We start from the raw sequence: 17,708 nt of genomic DNA, 5'->3' as shown, positions 1-17,708 counted from the left end.
CCTCTTACCCACGAAATGAGCTCTGCAGACCGACCGAAGTCGCTCGGCAGAGAAGTGCCCGACGGTGCCGCCCGCCAGCTCAAGACGAAGCGAGAGCCATTTTGTCAATCAAACAGAACTCAATCTGAGGTTGCTGCAACTCAGTGTCAGACAAGGAGAACGACATGGAAGACGATCGTCGCCCCGTCACCGTCATTCGTGCTGATCTGGTTCGCGCCAAAGATCAGCTTGCCGCCTTGGGCCCCAACCTCGAGGGCACCGTCCATAGCTTTGCCCGCCACCGCGTCATGAGCCTGGCCGAGGAGCTCCGCGCTGCGGAGGACGCAGCCGAGAGCCTCGCAGAGACGGTCGCATTGAAGTGGATCTATCGCTATGCCGTCGGCAAGCGCCTGCTGATCAACGAGGGCCACAGTCTCGGGGAGCGCGAGGACGCGTCACGACGGGCCTCTGGTTCAGGCAATCGCCTCCTTGGAGAGCGTCCAGAAGTTGGGGATGTGCACTGCAGCAAATCTTCAGTGACGGAACTTTCTACCCAGACGCGCACCGATTTCCACCCAAAAGGTCGATTTCTGCTGCACCGCACATCCCCAACTTCTGGATGCTTTCCAATAACACGAACGACTTAAGCGAGTTTCCACGCGGGATCGCATCGCTGCGCATTCGGTCACGAAAGCGCGGAGATTCTTGCCGCGCAGCTTGAAGCCTCGAGCATGGCCGCCAGAATGCGCGCCTCAACAAGAAGAAGGTGCCGGGGTCAGCGATGGTATTCAGGGGAGGTCGAGGGCCACAGGCCCATGAGAAAACGCGCGCCGTTTTTTTGCGGCGCAATGCTTGGACGATGACCGTGCTGGGCGCCGCGGCGGCAGTGGCCCAGGCGCAGACGGCGCCGCTGCCTTCGGCGCCCAATCCCTTCGTCGAGGAACAGCGCCAGCAGGAACGCGAACGCGCGCTGCGCCAGCAGCAGGAACGCGCGGTCGACAGCCGCCTGCAGCCCGCAGCGCAGCCCGAAACCCGGCGCCTGGCCAAGGACGAAAGCCCGTGCTTTCGCATCGAGCGCATCGTGCTCGACGGCGAGCTCGCCGAAGACTTCCAGGGCCTCCTCGCCGTCGCTGCCGGTGAAGACGGCAGCGACGACCCGCTGGGCCGCTGCCTCGGCACCGAGGGCGTCAACATCGTCCTGACCCGGCTGCAGCAGGCCGCCGTCGCGCGCGGTTACGTCACCACCCGCGTGCTCGCGGCGCCGCAGGACCTGAGCCAGGGCACGCTGACGCTCACGCTGATCCCCGGGCGCATCGCCGCCATCCGCTTTGCTGAAGGCAGCGATGCGCGCACCAGCCTCGCGAGCGCCATCCCGGCCCAAGCAGGTGCAGCCGGCGAACTGCTCAACCTGCGCGACATCGAGCAGGGCCTGGAGAACCTCAAGCGCGCACCCACCGCCGAAGCCGACATCCAGATCGAGCCCTCCAAGGCCGCCGGTGCCCGCCCCGGCGACAGCGACCTGGTCGTGAAGTACAGCCAGCGCTTCCCGCTGCGCACCACCTTGAGCCTGGACGACGGCGGCACCAAGGCCACCGGCAAAACGCAGGCGGGCGCCACCGTCGCCTGGGACAACCCGCTCGGACTCAACGACCTCTTCTACGTCAGCGCGAACCACGACGCCTTCAACCACAGCGGCCAGGGCACCAGCGGGCAGACCGTGCACTACTCGGTGCCCTATGGCTACTGGCTCTTCGGCGCCACCGCTTCGCAGAACCGCTACCACCAGACCGTGCAGGGTGCCGACCAGGACTACGTCTATGCCGGCGAGTCGGGCAATGCAGAGCTCAAGCTTTCGCGCCTGGTCTATCGCGACCAGCGCCGCAAGACCACGCTCGGCCTGCGCGGCTTCAGGCGCAACGCGCGCAACTTCATCAACGACACCGAGATCGAGGTGCAGCGGCGCGTGACCGCAGGCTGGGAGCTGGGCCTCGCACACCGCGAGTTCATCGGCCCGGCCACGCTCGACGCCAATCTCGCATACCGGCGCGGCACCGGTGCCTTCGGCGCGCTGCGCGCGCCCGAAGAGCAGTTCGGCGAAGGCACCTCGCGCTTCAGGCTCCTCAGCGCCGAGCTGGGCCTCAACGCGCCCTTCGAGCTCGGCGCGCAGAAGCTGCGCTACGCGGGCCTGTGGCGCGGCCAGTGGAACCGCACGCCGCTGACGCCGCAGGACCGCTTCTCGATCGGCGGGCGCTACACCGTGCGCGGCTTCGACGGCGAATCGAGCCTGATGGGCGAGCGCGGCTGGCTGCTGCGCAACGACATCGGCTGGGCGCTGGGCGCGAGCGGCGCCGAGCTCTACCTGGGCATCGACTACGGGCGCGTGGGCGGCCTGTCCACCGAGCAGTTGGCCGGGCGGCACCTGAGCGGCGGCGTGATCGGGCTGCGCGGCGCGTGGAAGGGCCTGAACTACGACCTCTTCGTCGGCGCGCCGATCAGCAAGCCCGAGGGCTACCGCACCGCCAGGACGACCGCGGGATTCAACCTGAACTTCAGTTTCTGAGCTGGCAAGGAAAGAAGAATGAACAAGCACCTTCACCGCATCGTCTTCAACGCAGCGCGTGGCATGCGCATGGTCGTGCAAGAAACGGCCATGAGCGCGGGCAAGGCAACGGGGGCGACCTCGGGTGTGGTGGCGACAGCGCTCGCTGGCTTGCTCGCCGTTTCACCGGCGCCGGCGCAGATCGTCGGCGCGCCGGGCGTGGCGCCCAACCTGCGGCCCACGGTGCTGCTGGCACCCAACGGCGTGCCCCTGGTCAACATCCAGACGCCCAGCGCAGCGGGCGTCTCGCGCAACCTCTTCAACCAGTTCGACGTTCAGCGCAACGGCGCCATCCTCAACAACAGCCGCACCGATGTGCAGACGCAGTTGGGCGGCTTCGTTCAAGGCAATCCCTACCTGGCGACAGGCCCGGCGCGCATCATCCTCAACGAGATCACGAGCGGCAACCCGACGCAGCTGCGCGGCTACGTGGAGGTCGGCGGCCAGCGGGCCGAGGTGATCATCGCCAACCCGGCGGGCATCGCGGTCGATGGTGGTGGCTTCATCAATGCTTCGAGAGCCACGCTGACCACGGGCACGCCGCAGTTCAATGCGCAGGGCGGGCTCGACAGCTTCGTGGTGCGCGGCGGCACCATCAGCATCGACGGTGCAGGGCTCGACCTGAGCCGCACCGACTACGCGGCCATCCTCGCGCGCGCCGTGCAGGTCAATGCCGGGATCTGGGCCAACGAGCTCAAGGTGGTGACCGGGGCCAACCAGGTCTCTGCCGATCAGAGCCAGATCAGCCCGACCACAGGCACCGGCCCCACACCCACCTTCGCGCTCGACGTCGCCCAGCTCGGCGGCATGTACGCCGGCAAGATCACGCTTGTCGGCACCGAGGCCGGGCTGGGCGCGCGCAATGCCGGCACCATCCAGGCCGCGGACGGTGCGGGCACCCTGGCGGGTGCCGGTCAGCTCATCGTCACCGCGGCCGGGCGGCTGGAGAACATCGGCACCCTGCAGGCCAGCGCCGGTGCCAACCTGTACGCCGACAGCCTGGCCAACAGCGGCCGCATCGCCAGCGGCGGCGAACTCAAGATCGCCACGCAGGGCACGCTCGGCAATGCAGGCGGCACCCTCGAAGGCCCGAGAGTCGAACTCGCCAGCGCAGGCGGCGACATCGACAACCGCGGCGGCACCATCCGCCAGACCAGCAGCGTCGGCCTGACGGTGGCGGGGCCGAGCCTGAGCAACACCGCGGGCGGTGTGATCGGTGCGGAGCCGGTTTCTGAAACGCCTTCGCAACCCAGCCCCGGCACAGGCACCGGTGGAACTGGCACCGGCGGCACCACCGACCCCGGCACACCGAGCACGGGCGGCGGTGGCGGCACAGCCACCGGTAGCGGCGGCGGCACAGCCCCTTCGCAGCCCTATGTCCCTCCCGCACCCGGCAGCATGACCGCCGCGGGTTCCATCCTCAACGACGGCGGGCGCATCTATGCAGGCGGCCCGATCACGCTGCAGACGCCGCAGGTCAACAACAACGGCGGCTCGCTCAGCACGACGAGCCTGGCCGCGAGCGGCCCGAGCTTCAGCAATGTGGGCGGCACGGTCAACGTTGCGAACAACTTCAGCGCCCACGTCGACCACTTCGACAACACCGGCGGGAGCTTGCGCGCCGGAAGCCTGAACATCGTCGCCACCGGCGACCTGGTCAACCAGGACGGCAAGCTCGAGAGCAATGGCGATGCGAGCTTGAGCGCCGGCGGCTCGCTCGACAACACGCGCGGCACTGTCTCCGCCGCAGGCAGCCTGACGGCCCACGCCAGCGGCGCCCTCGACAACAGCGCCGGCACCTTGCTGGCCAACCAGGGCGTCGCCCTCGGCGCGCAGTCGCTCAACAACAGCAAGGGCAGCATCCAGTCGGCCACCGCCGGCACCCGGCTCACGGTGGCGAATCAACTGCTCAATGCCGAGGGCACGATCGGCGCGGCCACGGACCTGTCGGTCCAGGCGGGGAGCCTGAGCAACAGCGGCAGTCTGCGCGGCAGCAACGACACCACGATCGACATCACCGGCGCGCTCGTCAACGACGGCAGCATCACGGCCGGGCGCCACACGACCGTCACCGCCGGCAGCCTGCAAAGCCCTTCGACCCTTCGACAAGCTCAGGACAGGCCAAGCTCAGGACAGGCGGTATTGGGCGCCGGCATCCAGGCCGATGGCAAGCTCGGCAGCACCGGCGATCTGCGCGTGGCGACCACCGGCGCGCTGGTGGCCACAGGCACCCAGCTTGCGGCGGGCGATGCCGTGCTGCAGGGCGCGAGCATGGACCTGTCCTCCAGCACCACCAGTGCCGCCAACGTTGCGCTGACCGCCACCCAGGGCAATGTCACGACGAGCAGTGCAACGGTCGTCACGCCGGGCACGCTGAGCGTGGCGGCGAATGCACAACCTGGCCAGACGCTGGTCAACGACGCAGGCATCCTCAATGCGGGCCAGCTCGACCTGAACGCCTCGAACATCGCCAACACTCACGGCGGCGAGATCGTGCAGACCGGCACCAGCGCGACGACCATCGCCACCTCGGGCGCGATCGACAACACCCAAGGCCGCATTGCCACCAACGGCCAGGACCTGAGCCTCTCGGCCGCGAGCTTCGCCAACACCGGCGGCAAGATCGAGCACGCGGGCAGCGGCACCCTGAGCATTGCCGGCGGCAGCTACCGCGGCGCCAACGGCCAGATCACCGGCAACGGGGCGCTGGTCGTCAACGTTGCTGGCGCCTTCAACCAGGACGGCGGCAGCACCTACGCCAGGCAGATCACCATCGATGCCGGCGCCTTGAGCAACCAGGGCGGCAAGATCGTCCAGGGCGAAGCGGGCGCCACACGCATCACGGTGGTGGGTGCCTTGAACAACAACGCCGGCACCATCGCCAGCAACGGCAACACCACCGTCGCGGCGGGCAGTCTGAGCAACCAGGCCGGAACCATCCGCGCGGCCGAGACTTCGAACCTCGGCCTGACGGTCGGCGGCATGCTGGACAACAGCAGCAAGGGCGAGATCGGCGCCGGCGGCAACACAACCATCAACGCCGGCAGCCTGAACAACAACGCCGAAGGGCGTATCACCGCGGTCGGCGATCTCAGCGCGACCGTCGCCGGTACCCTGACCAACGTCGACGGCACCCTGGCCGCCAACGGCAACACCACCCTCGACGCCGCCAGCCTGGACAACACGCGCGGCACCACCGCGGCTGTCAACGGCGACCTGCGCATCACCACCGCAGGCATCACCGACAACAGCACCGGCAAGCTGCAAGCCGGCGGCAACGTCGCGCTGGCCAACGGCGGGCTCGTGAACATCGGCGGCAAGGTGGGCGGCAACAGCCTCTCGGTCGACACCCGCGGCAATGCGCTGGACAACACGCAGGGCACGCTGGCGGCAACGCAGAGCGTCGACCTGAAATCGGGCGTGCTCACCAACACCGCCGGCCTGATTCAGTCCGGCGCAGCGATGCGCATCGACACGAACGGCCTGGCACTCATCAACACCGCAGCCGCAAGCTACGACAACAAGCAGGGCGGCATCACCAGCGGCGACACGCTGACGCTGGTCACCGGCAACGTCAACAACACGGCCGGCTTCATCGGCGCGAAGAATGCATTGAGTGCCAGCACCCAGGCCTTCACCAACGCTGTAGGCGGCGTGGTGCTCGGCCAGGGCGCGGTGGCCATCAACACCAACGGCGCCGGCTACGACAACCGTGGGGGCCAGACGCAGGCGATGGGCGATCTGCGCATCGATGCCGGCGCCATCGACAACACGGCCAGCCTGATCCGCTCGCTCGCGACGACGACGCTAAATGCGGGCACGCTGGCGAACGCCAGCACGCAGGGCACCGAGCAGGGCATCGAGGGCAAGAATGTTGTCGTCGGGGCGGGCTATCTCGACAACACGTCCGGCGCGATTCGCGCCGATGTCAATGTCACCATCGCCAGCGGCGGCACTGTCAACAACACAGCCGGCCTCATCTCGGCGGTCGGTGCGCTCCAGATCAAGGATACGAACGCGGCCAATCCGGCAGCGAAGACGCTCGCCATCACAAACACCAACGGCACGCTGGTGGCCGACAAGAGCCTGCAGCTCGATGCGGCGACATTCAGTGGAGATGGCAAAGCCGTCTCGGGCCAAGACCTGAGCATCAGGCTCACGCAGGACCTCGTGAACAACGCGGAAGTCAGCGCCAACGGCAATCTAACCTACGCGACCACCGGCACCCTCACCAACAACGGCAAGCTGCTGGCAGGTGGCACGCTCACGGTGGGCGGCAGCAACGTCGACAACACCTCCGCTGCGGAGATGACCGGCACGAACACCGTCGTCAATGCCGCCGGCACGCTCACCAACCGTGGCCTGATCGATAGCAGCGGGGAGACGCAGATCAATGCCGGCACGCTGAACAACGTAGGCACCGGGCGTATCTACGGCGACCGCATCTCCATCTCGGCCGGCACGCTCAACAACGACGTCGAAACTGTCAACGGTCAGACCAGGAGCGGCTCGATCGCCGCACGCGGCGATCTGGATATCGGCGCAGGCACCCTCAACAACCGCGAGCACGCACTGATCTTCAGCGTAGGCGACATGTACATCGGCGGCGCGCTGGACGCCAACCGCTTCGCCACCGGCAAGGCAGGCGCGATCAACAACGCCAGTGCCACCATCGAGTCGCTCGGCGCCATGAGCCTCGCGGCCGGCGCCATCAACAACACCGATGCGCACATGCAAGTGGTGCGCCGGGACTATGCGGCCATGCCGAGCGACCCCGCGCATCCCGTGACCATCATTCCTACCGGGCTGGGCGTGGAGATGCCGTGGGAGCCGGCGTACATCACGACGGACAACGCCAGGAACTGGGCCACGATCCAGAACGGTCAACTCGTCACTGGTAAGGGCTGGACCGTGATGACGCGAACGGACACCGTGCACCGCGACGAAGCGGTCGATCCGCCCGATCCCGGCCGCATCGTGTCGGGTGGGGACATGACCATCGACGGCATGCTGCACAACCGCGACAGCCATGTGTTGTCGGGCGGCCGATTGACCATTGATCCCGCCAATGTCGACAACACCCCGACGACGGGACAGGAGGTGATCGACCATGGCGGAACCGGAATCCTCGTGCCCGGCGTCACGGGCAACAACATGGTCCCGTTCGTCATTCCGGTACAGCAGGAAGTGCGCACCATCGCGGTGGGCACCAACCGGATCGAGCAATTTGCCAGCCAAACCTCGGGCCAAGGACCCGGTGCGGCGCGCGCCGTCAGTGTCGCGGCCCAGGCGGCGGCAGCCGGCGGCGTCGGCGGCGATGGCCGGGCCGGCGCGGTCCTGGAAGTCACCTCTGCCGTCGGCGGGGTCGTCAGGACCAGCGGCAGCACAGCCGACGCGGCCGGTGCGGCCAATGGCGCATCGGGCACCGCCGGCAGCGGCAGCATCGCGCTGGTCGTTCGCACCAGCACGCCGAACACCACCATCCCGAGCGCCAGCCTGTTCGGTCTCCGCGCAGGCCCCGGCAGCAGCTACCTCATCGAGACCGACCCGCGCTTCGCCAACTACCGCAATTGGCTGTCGAGCGACTACCTGCTCAATGCACTGGGCATGGACCCCAATCTCCTGCAGAAGCGCCTGGGTGACGGCTTCTACGAACAGAAACTCATCCGCGAGCAGATCGCCCAGCTCACGGGCTACCGCTATCTCGATGGCTACTACAACGACGAGGACCAGTACGCTGCATTGATGAATGCGGGCCTCACCTTCGCCCAGCAATATGGCCTGCGCCCGGGCGTCGCACTCAGTGCCGAGCAGATGGCCCAGCTCACCAGCGACATCGTGTGGCTGGTCGAGCAGACCGTGACGCTCCCCGACGGCAGCACCCAGCGCGTGCTCGTGCCCCAGGTGTATGTGCGGGTGCAGCCCGGCGACATCGACGGCAGCGGCTCGCTGCTGTCGGCCGACCGGATGGTCATCAAGGGTGCGCCGGGATCGGGCGACCTCATCAACCGCGGCACCATTGCCGGGCGCACGCTGGTCTCCATCAATGCCGACAACATCAACAACCTGGGCGGCCGCATCACCGGAGGCAGCGTCGCGCTCGATGCCAGGAACGACCTCAACAATATCGGCGGCAGCATCACCGCGCACGACGCCGCCGTCTTGACGGCCGGCCGCAACATCAACATCGAAACGACGACCAACACGCAGAAGGGTTTGCTGGCCGGCATGACCAACGTCGACCGTGTGGCGGGGGTGTACGTCAGCAACCCCGGCGGCACGCTGGTCGCCAGCGCGGGCAATGACATCAACGTCATCGGCGCCATCGTTGCCAACACGGGCAAGGACAGCCGCACGCTGATCAACGCGGGCCACGACATCAACCTCGGCACCGTGACCGAAGCACGGAACAGCACGATGCTCTTCAACGCGCGCAACTTCCGCGCGGAAGCCAGCAGCCAGGAAGTCGGCAGCCATATCGTGGGAGGTGGAAGCGTCACGCTCAGGGCCGCCAACGACATCAATGCCAGGGCCGCCGGCGTTGCCGCAGAGGGAACCCTGGCGGTCATTGCCGATCACGACGTCAACATCACCGAAGGGCGTGCGACCCGTTCGACGGTGTTCGCATCCCATGAGGAGAAGAAGTCCACCCTCTCCAAGAGCACCTCGACGCTCATCGGCTCCGAGGCCGACAACACGTCGATCGGCAGCAGCTTCAGCGGCGGCAACATGGTCATCTCGGCGGGCAACAACCTCGCCATCAGGGGCAGCAGCGTCGTCGCGCAGGATCTGTTGAGCTTGAGTGCCGGGCGCGACGTGCGCATCGAAAGCTCGCAAGACCAGGGCGCCGGCAGCAGCTACTCGGCCAGCAGCAAGAAGGGGTACTCGGCGAGCTGGGGCAGCGGCATCAGCTACGGCAGCGGCTCCAACAACCGGGCCGAGGCCGGCACCAGCACCATGCAGGTCGGCAGCACGGTCAGCGGCGGCAATGTCAGCATCGACGGCGGGCGGGATGTGCAGGTCATTGCCAGCAACGTGCTGGCCGACAAGAACATCGCCATCACGGCCGGCCGGAACATCGACATCCTCTCCGCGCAGGACCTTCAAAGCTCCGGCTCCGCCGGCACCAACAACAACAAGACGTTCGGATTCCAGCCCGGCCTGGCACCGCGGCACACGGCGTATGCGAATGTCAGAGGGACGGAGAACGGCACCGGCGACTCCAGCACGGCCGTCACCAGCCTGCTCAGCGCCAACGGCGGCAACCTCACGATGGTGGCCGGGCTGGATTCCAAATACAGCGGAACGGGCCAGGGCAACATCACGACCGAAGGCGCGGATCTGCTCGCGAAAGACAAGGTCACGCTCTCCGGCAATGCGGTGAACCTGAACGCCGCCACCTCCAGCGGCCGCAGCACGCACAGCGCGGAAGTCAAGAACCACACCATCGGCGCGCAGCTGACCGGCACGGTCGGCGGCGCCATCACGCGCGCCTACGACATGGCGCAGGAGTCGAAGAACACCGACGACAGCCGCTTGCAGGGCGCGCTGGCCCTGAAAGCCGGCTACGACGCCTACAAGCTCGCGACCGACGGTGCACTGGGCCAAGGCGTTCAGGGCCTGAGCGCGGCAGGCACCAGCGGCGACCCCGCCGGCGCGGCCTTCGGCGTGAGCGTGAGCGAGCAGCGCAGCAAGCAACGCTCGACGAGCGCGGAGAGCTACACCACCCAGCGCGGCACCAACATCCAGGCCGGCAGCATAGAGATCACGGCCCGCGAGACCGACATCAACATGACCGGCGCCAAGCTGCAGGCGCGCGACATCAGCCTGGACGCGAAGCGCGACATCAACCTGCTCGCCGCCCAGAACACCGCCGCCACCGCGGGCAACAGCTCGGGCCGCTCCTTGGGCGGCGGCGTCACCTTCGGCTTCGGCTCGCAGAACGGCTTCAGCATCCAGGTCAACGCCGGCAGCAACCAGGGCAAGTCGATCGGCAACGAGGTTCGCTATGACAACACCCTCGTCACCGCGACCGACACGCTGAAGATCAAGAGCGGCGGCGACCTCAACATGCGAGGCGCGCAGCTGGCCGGCGACACGGTCAAGGCCGACATCGGCGGCAACCTCAACATCGAGAGCCTGCAGGACATCACCAACTACGCGAGCCAGCAAAGCAGCGCTGGCGTCAACGTCAGCCTGTGCATTCCGCCCATCTGCTACGGCGAGTTCGTCACTGCGACGGTCGACTACTCCAAGCAGAAGGTCAACCACAACTACCAGAGCGCCACCGGCCAAAGCGGCATCGTCGCGGGCAATGGCGGCTACGACATCACCGTCAAGGGCAACACCGACCTGAAGGGCGGCGCCATCACCAGCACCGCGCCGGTCGACAGGAACAGCTTCACGACAGGCAGCCTGACCACCAGCGACCTGGAGAACAAGCAGAAAACGAATTCAAGCAGCACGAGTGTCAGCGTGAGCGTCAGTTCGGGTTCGAATGCCTACAGCGCTGGAACCAGCGCCACCACCAATGCCGCCCGCAGCGTAACCAACACCGCGTTGGCCAACCTCAACGGCGGCAAGGGCCTGCCCGGCAACAACAACGAGACCAGCCAGACCCTGAGCGTCATCAGCCCGGGCACCATCAAGATCGTGGGCACGGGCGTCAAGGAGGTCGATGACAAGAGCAACGCCAACGTCGCCACGCTGACGTCAAGAGACCCGGCCACGGCCAACGGCGCGCTGATCAACACGCTGACCCTGCAGCAGGCCAAGGAGATCCCGCGGCTGCAGCAGGAAGCCCAGGACCAGCAGCGCGCATCGCAGCTGGTAGGCAGCGTGATCGACAACGTCATCGGGGACGTAGCGCAAAGGCAGGGATGGGCCGAGGGCAGCGCACCGAAGATTGCGTTGCATGCGCTGTCGGGAGCCATCCAGGCCAGGGTCGGGGACGGAAGTGCGTTGACGGGCGCCGTTGCCGGTGCGCTGAATGAAGCCTTGATGCCGCAGCTGGAACAAATCCTCAAAGACGCGGGCATTCCACGCTACAACACGGATGGAACACCCAACCAGGAGTCCAATCAACTGCTGACGGCTGCCTCCACCATGTTGGGAGCCGCAGTTGGCGCGGCCACGGGGAATGCAGGCCTGGGCGCGATGGTGACCAACAATGCCATCGTCAACAACCGTCTTCTGCACGAAAACGAGAAGGCCAAGATCAAGCAGTTGGCGAACGGTGATCCCGTGCTGGAGCAGCAACTCACGGACGCCGCTTGCTTTCTCGTGCACTGTGCTGCGGGCAAGCGCGAGAACGATCCCGCGAGGGCGTCCCTGCAAGCCACGGAACAGGCAGTGGCGAACAATGCCAATGGCGAGTACACGCGCGCGCTCGAGCTGCTTCGCAACTCTCAGACGGCAACCTTGTTCAACTACACCGAAGCCGACCAACGCCTGGATCGCTTGAACGCGATCGATCCACGGAATCTCGGTGGATTGAACCCGCAAGAGCAGGAGGCCAAGGATCGCAACGTCGAGGTGTGTCGAAAGGTGAAGAGTTGCGTTGACGATGTCAACAATCGCTACGACCGGCTGGTGAGCGATCGCGCGGAAACGACGATCACTGCGATTAACACCATGAAGGCCTTCGATCAGTGCGCGGCGGGCGATACGACGTGCGCAGTGGGTTCGTTGGTGCAACTGCAGGCAGTGCGGTCAGATATGAAGGCCAGAGGGGTCACCACGGACCAAGCTGATCTGATTGGTCTCAATTCGTATATTGCGCGGGCCTCTGCAGCGGCAGGTGATGTACCCAGCCTGATGAACGCCATCGGCAGTGCGGCTATCGGAGCAACTGCGAGCAATGCCGGGAACGCAGGAGGGGCCATCAAGGTTGAGGTGTCTCCCGGTAAGTTTGACTATTTGTTCGGCAGAGTCACCAGCAATGAACACAACCAAGCAAGATCTAACCAACTTGCGCTTGAGATGAAGAGACTAGGTGTGCCAGACACCCCTGAGGGGTACAGTCTGTTGATTCAGCATTTCAATCAAGTTGTGAAAACCGAGGGTAACGTCGTACGCACATTTTCGAATCAATTCGGTACTTTTGAGGTTCGTGATTCATTGTTCATGGGGCCGTCAGGAAAGGCAGCGAACTTTCAGACGACATTTCAAGTGGGCAGTGACGGGTCGCGGACCCTTAGTACAGTAATTCCCCGTCGAGGAGGTTAAAAATGGATTTTCCAAGTTCTGAAGAATTTTTGGAAGAGTTCGGGTTGGAGCCGACGAGCGTCGATCCAACGATGGCGCACTGCCGCTATGTGAAAAAAAACGATGAGGATGCGCGATCAATAGATTTTTCATTCAGTGCAGTTCTTGAGTCATTCCAAATCGCTATAAAGGATGGCGATGAGGAGATTGCAAATTTTTCCTCTGAAGGAGTAAAAAAAATAGAGATCGTCCGAATCTCCGGGGAGAGTGGCTTGAGGGTCCTTATGGGATTTAATGGGGCAGAATCGGAGGCGTTTGTGAGCCTCGAGCCAAAAGTGCATTGCCGCTGGTGGTTAATTAAAAACTGAAAACCGCATCGACGGCAAGCAGCGAACGAGTTGCGAGGTCATATGGGGCAAGGATGGCGTATCTCCAGACGGAGTTAGCGCAGCGCTGCTGGAGTGCGGCTACGACAATCCTTATGCTGGGTTTCAGCCCCATAAAAAGGTCGAATTTTTGGATCTCGTAGAAGCCGAGTTCGTCTTCGGCGATGCGAGCTATGGTCCGGTCGAGCCCACATGGGAACTGCCGGACGGCGTGCTCGAGAGCGGGCCAAAGCGGGAGCACACATACTGGGGCAGTGGCGGCAGAATCAAAGCCACATTCGCCTGGAGGCTGCCATGCAAATGATTATCGAAGCCCGTTTGATCGACGATCTCGGGGAAACCGCTCCTGTTCGCCTCGCAGTGATCGAACGTAAATCCACCACGAGCCCACTTGGGTTATCGCTGGCCGAGGGTAAGGAGCTGCTCGCCAGCGCCCAGAAGTACTTCGTTGCAGAGCAGTCTCTTTCCATTGCCGGTGCCCATTCCTATTGCTCGCGGTGCGGTGTCAGACTGGGAGTCAAGGGATGGCATCAACGCCAGATCCGCACGGTCTTCGGGTTGGTTGATGTTAGAAGTCCGCGCTTGCGCTGCTGCGCGTGCGCAGGGCGGCGACCTGGGGCGTCTGTCAGTCCGATGGTCGAAGTGCTGTCAACGAGGGTCACGCCCGAACTTGAATACCTGCAAGTCAAGTGGGCCGCCCACTTGCCCTATGCGCAGGCCACGGCGTTGCTGGCTGAGGTCTTGCCTATTGCCGATGTCATCTCCGTCAGTGGCATGAAGCGCCGGGTTCGCGCCGTCGGCGCGGCATTGGAAACCGAGCAGGCTCCATCAGCCATGGCCGCAGCAGGGAACCAGCTTGCTGCGCGAATTTGCGCGGCTCCGACGTCAGTCGCAGTGGATTCGGCATGGCTCAAGCACTGCGATCCGCTACCCCGCCAAGCTCGCCACGTCAATCTCGTGGCGGGCCGGGTGTGCTTTGAAGATGGTCGATCCCGGCTCTACGCCTACGTGCACAACCAGGTCCCCTCGGCGGCAGCGCGCCTGGATAGGTTCCTGTCCTCGAGCGGTATCGGCGCGCACGAGCGCGTCACGATCCTCTGCGATGCTGCCGGCGAATTCGAGAAGGCTGTCCAGCGCACGGGGCGGCCGTTGTGCCGCATCGTGGACTGGTTCCATATCGCCATGAAGTTTCGTGCCATCGAGCAGACAGCGCTCAAATATCCTGGCCTGCTTGCGCCGAATGGCGAGACCATAATGCAGGAAATCAAGTCAGCCAAGTGGTTGGTTTGGCACGGCAAGGCGCCAAAGGCGGTGACGCGCCTCAAGCGCCTTCACGATGCATTCGGCTTGGTGGCCGAGGAACGGTACTTGGCTCTTCAGTGGAACCTACGCAAGGTCTGGTGGTACCTCAGGTCCAATAAGAGCTACCTGGTGAACTACGGACGACGCTATCGCAAGGGGCTGCCGATCAGCAGTGCAACCGCAGAGTCCGCCGTGAATCAGGTCGTCAGCAGCCGCATGGCCAAGCAGCGGCAAATGCGCTGGTCTGATGAAGGAGCTCACCTGCTGGCGCAGGTCAGGGTGCATGTACTCAACGACGAACTGCAACCGCGGGCAATGCCGACTCCGCTGCGCCCGCCAAAGCCGCGTCTAAATTCTCGATACGGCGGCGCGGAACTGCTCAAGATGGCATGAAGCACACGAGCTCGATCCACTGGCGCGTGGGCTTGATCTCACGCGTCTTGGCCGGGCGGCGCGACTGCACCTGCCGGGCGTAGGCCTGCTGTTTGGCCAGCGCGACGCCGCTCAAGTCCCAGGTGTGAGCTCCAAGCGCCTTGAGGAAGCGCACCTTCTCGAGGGTTTCGGCCAGGGTCGTCGGACCATGTCGTTTAGACGGGGTCCTAAGCCACTCAAGTTGAGTGGCATCCGTCCCGGGCCGAACGCTGTAGGCGAGGGCGCTGAGTTCCTGCACCGTCGCGGCCGGAACCGCGGCGCTCACGTGGGCGAGGATTTGCGCCTCGACGGCTGCGAACGCGTCACGGGCCAAGTCCAGCAGGCGGCGTGGTCCAGGAATCAGGATTCGTCGGGTGAACAGCCAGTGGCACGCCGTTTGGACCAGGTCGTCCGCATGCGACGCTTCCTGGGCGTAAGCATGCAGTGCGTCGGTCAGCCGGTCCTCCTCGCCTTGCTCGAGGTCGCGCAGGCCGAGGTAAGTCTTGGCCCAGAGTTGGTGCTTGAACAGCGTCTGGGTGCGTTTGTAGATCGAGCGCAGCGCCGCGATCGACGGCGGCGAGACGCCCACCATCGCCGCCGTGTACCTCAGCAGATTTCGCGGAAGTACGTTGAAGCCGTCCAGTGGGCGCCCTGCAACGCGCATGAACATGACCAATAGCGCGACGGCAGGCGGTGGTCGCTGCGGGACTGCTCCCGGATCGCCGCAATGTCCGCCGGCGTGAGTTCGAAAAATTGCTCGCGGTCGAATTCGCTCAGCCTGGAAGGCAGGGCTTCCTGGCCGACGAATCGCAGAGCGAAGGACGGCATGGCTGGGGTCGGCAGTTCGGAGCGTCAATGTAGCGGTTTGGCGTCCGGCAGGGGAGGGCGATCATGGCTTGGCGAAGCGGCGTGAGCGGGGAGCCCGCATGAACGCTGGGTTTCCAGGAAAAGCGCACCGATTTACACAAAAGGTACGCCTACCCCAAGGATGGGCAAGGCATAGATGCCCGCGCCGAAGCCCAGGGCCGCCACGACCGCGTGCGAAACGATGAGGAGGAGAATCTTCTTCACGCGTTGATTGCGCTACTGCAAGGTGCCGGTGGTGCCCACTAGCACAGGCTCGGCGCGATAGCGGTCGGGGAACACGCGTTTCAGGTTGCCGACCTTGGGCAGGTCGTTAATCACGATGTAGGGCTGCCGCGGGTTGCGCGTCATGTAGTCTTGGTGATACGCCTCCGCCGGGTAGAAGGTCCTCGACGGCTCAACGGTGGTGGCGATCGACTTGCCGAACACCTTGGCCTTGTCGAGCTGCGCAATGTAGGTCTTGGCCACTCGCGCCTGCTCGGCATTCGCCGGAAAAATCGCCGAGCGGTACTGCGTCCCGCTGTCCGGCCCCTGGCGGTTCAGCTCGGTCGGGTTGTGCGCCACCGAAAAGTAGATCTGCAGCAGTTGTCCATAGCTGATCTGTCGCGGATCGTAGGTGATGCGAACGGCCTCGGCGTGGCCGGTCCGTCCCGAGCCGATCGCCTCGTACTTGGCCATGGCTGCGTCGCCGCCGGCATAGCCCGACACGGCGCTGGTCACGCCCTTCACGTGCTGGAAGACACCCTGCACTCCCCAGAAGCAGCCGCCCGCAATCACGGCCGTCTCCGATGCCGCGCCTGGCGCGGCAGCCAGATCCTCCGCCGGCGCCGGAATGACTACGGCCGCCTCCGCTGCGAGCGAGGGCATGGCATGCCACACCGCCATGCCGCCGAGGAGCGCGAGCGCGGCAAGTGCGAGACGCCGTGGCGAACTGGGGTTCGATGGATTCTTCATATCGGCTTTGCTTCCTTGCGTGCTTCTTCCAGGAGTTGCTGGATCACCTGCTCCGATTTTTCATATTCGCCTTCGCCGAAGTGATGAAAGCGGATGCGACCCTTGGCGTCGACGAAGTAGTGCGCCGGCCAGTAGCTGTTGCCGAAGGCGCGCCAGATGGTGAAGTTGTTGTCGATCGCCACCGGAAACGCGACCTCGAGCCTGTCCACCGCGCGCTTCACATTGTTGATGTTTTTCTCGAAGGCGAACTCGGGTGAATGCACGCCGACCACGACCAGGCCCTGGTCTTTGTACTTGCGATGCCAGTCGCGCACGTGAGGCAGCGCATTCAGGCAGTTGATGCACGAGTAGGTCCAGAAGTCGACCAACACCACCTTGCCGCGCAGCGCTTCGGCGGTGAGCGGTGGCGAGTTGAGCCATTCGACGGCGCCGGTGAGCGGGGGCATCGCCCCCTTGATCGGAAGCGATGGGAGCCGCGCGCCGGACGCGTTGGCCTGGACGGTCATGAATCCGCCTCGCACGAGCGCCGACCGGCGCAGCGCTGTAGCCGGCGCGCGTTCGGGCGGGCGAAGTCGCTGCAACAGGCTCTTCCCGACCGACGCTCCGACGCTGCCCGACGACCGCTGCGCGAGCAGGCCGGTGTCGGCGCCGAGCGCAACCGCCGTGACGCCGGCCAGAAGGATGAACAGGATCACGATGGATCTCCGTCGGAGCGCTGTGGCGGCTACTTCTTCATCTCGTCCTTCTTCATGGCGTCCTTGGCCATCGAGTCCTTCGCCATCCCGTCCTTCTTCATGCCGTCCTTCTTCATGCCATCTTTCGCCATGCTGTCTTTCTTCATGCCGTCCTTGGCCATTGAATCCTTGGCCATGCCGTCCTTGGCCATGCCATCCTTCTTCATCTCGTCCGCGGCGAAGGCCGAGACGGAGCCGGCGGCCATGCAGGCGGCCAACAGTGTTGCGGTGAGCTTGTTCATTCCAGTGTCCTCTAGGGTCAGGTTTTAAATG

The 17,708-nt window shown here is 64.9% G+C and carries 8 protein-coding genes and 1 pseudogene; 5 read left to right on the top strand and 4 right to left on the bottom strand.

Annotated elements, in window-relative coordinates; genetic code table 11:
• Positions 1 to 164 precede the first annotated feature (164 nt).
• From ACSQ9I_RS34210 to ACSQ9I_RS34190, 5 genes are all read left to right on the top strand, one after another.
• Positions 165 to 626 (top strand): hypothetical protein, encoded by a 462-nt coding sequence (locus ACSQ9I_RS34210; RefSeq protein ID WP_436316434.1) that lies wholly within the window; start codon positions 165 to 167, stop codon positions 624 to 626.
• A gap of 212 nt (positions 627 to 838) precedes the next feature.
• A complete protein-coding gene (locus ACSQ9I_RS34205) occupies positions 839 to 2,539 on the top strand; it encodes a ShlB/FhaC/HecB family hemolysin secretion/activation protein (protein ID WP_436312305.1) in 1,701 nt (566 codons plus the stop codon).
• An 18-nt stretch (positions 2,540 to 2,557) separates the two neighbouring features.
• The gene (locus ACSQ9I_RS34200; RefSeq protein ID WP_436316432.1) at positions 2,558 to 12,805 is read left to right on the top strand and encodes a hemagglutinin repeat-containing protein; all 10,248 of its coding nucleotides are present in this window, start codon (positions 2,558 to 2,560) and stop codon (positions 12,803 to 12,805) included.
• A 2-nt stretch (positions 12,806 to 12,807) separates the two neighbouring features.
• Complete coding sequence (locus ACSQ9I_RS34195; RefSeq protein WP_436316430.1) at positions 12,808 to 13,152, top strand: hypothetical protein; 345 nt, start codon at positions 12,808 to 12,810, stop codon at positions 13,150 to 13,152.
• A 312-nt stretch (positions 13,153 to 13,464) separates the two neighbouring features.
• Positions 13,465 to 14,865: an ISKra4 family transposase gene (locus ACSQ9I_RS34190; RefSeq protein WP_436316429.1), complete on the top strand. Its 1,401-nt coding sequence runs from the start codon at positions 13,465 to 13,467 to the stop codon at positions 14,863 to 14,865.
• Here the strand turns inward: ACSQ9I_RS34190 and ACSQ9I_RS34185 are convergent.
• The 4 genes and pseudogenes from ACSQ9I_RS34185 to ACSQ9I_RS34170 form a co-directional block, all read right to left on the bottom strand.
• Positions 14,852 to 15,559, bottom strand: coding sequence for a DUF4158 domain-containing protein (locus ACSQ9I_RS34185; protein WP_436316428.1), 708 nt, complete (start codon positions 15,557 to 15,559; stop codon positions 14,852 to 14,854). The genes ACSQ9I_RS34190 and ACSQ9I_RS34185 overlap by 14 nt on opposite strands.
• A gap of 407 nt (positions 15,560 to 15,966) precedes the next feature.
• On the bottom strand, positions 15,967 to 16,701 hold the full coding sequence (gene msrA, locus ACSQ9I_RS34180; RefSeq protein ID WP_436316427.1) for a peptide-methionine (S)-S-oxide reductase MsrA: 735 nt from the start codon (positions 16,699 to 16,701) through the stop codon (positions 15,967 to 15,969).
• A gap of 20 nt (positions 16,702 to 16,721) precedes the next feature.
• Positions 16,722 to 17,147: pseudogene (locus ACSQ9I_RS34175) on the bottom strand (thioredoxin family protein); the annotation flags it as partial.
• A 278-nt stretch (positions 17,148 to 17,425) separates the two neighbouring features.
• Positions 17,426 to 17,677, bottom strand: a complete 252-nt coding sequence (locus tag ACSQ9I_RS34170) for a pentapeptide MXKDX repeat protein (RefSeq protein WP_436297118.1) — start codon at positions 17,675 to 17,677, stop codon at positions 17,426 to 17,428.
• Positions 17,678 to 17,708: the final 31 nt, after the last annotated feature.

This window comes from Variovorax sp. LjRoot84, from assembly GCF_964254305.1.
GTDB lineage: Bacteria > Pseudomonadota > Gammaproteobacteria > Burkholderiales > Burkholderiaceae_C > Variovorax.
Note: the sequence above shows the minus strand (reverse complement) of the source record. Positions and strands in the feature narration are given on the sequence as shown.

Bases quoted from the DNA above. Each gene is read 5' to 3' on its own strand.
- ACSQ9I_RS34210 (WP_436316434.1), top strand. From the start codon at position 165: ATGGAAGACGATCGTCGCCCCGTCACCGTCATTCGTGCTGATCTGGTT.
- ACSQ9I_RS34205 (WP_436312305.1), top strand. From the start codon at position 839: ATGACCGTGCTGGGCGCCGCGGCGGCAGTGGCCCAGGCGCAGACGGCG.
- ACSQ9I_RS34200 (WP_436316432.1), top strand. From the start codon at position 2,558: ATGAACAAGCACCTTCACCGCATCGTCTTCAACGCAGCGCGTGGCATG.
- ACSQ9I_RS34195 (WP_436316430.1), top strand. From the start codon at position 12,808: ATGGATTTTCCAAGTTCTGAAGAATTTTTGGAAGAGTTCGGGTTGGAG.
- ACSQ9I_RS34190 (WP_436316429.1), top strand. From the start codon at position 13,465: ATGCAAATGATTATCGAAGCCCGTTTGATCGACGATCTCGGGGAAACC.
- msrA (WP_436316427.1), bottom strand. From the start codon at position 16,701: ATGAAGAATCCATCGAACCCCAGTTCGCCACGGCGTCTCGCACTTGCC.
- ACSQ9I_RS34170 (WP_436297118.1), bottom strand. From the start codon at position 17,677: ATGAACAAGCTCACCGCAACACTGTTGGCCGCCTGCATGGCCGCCGGC.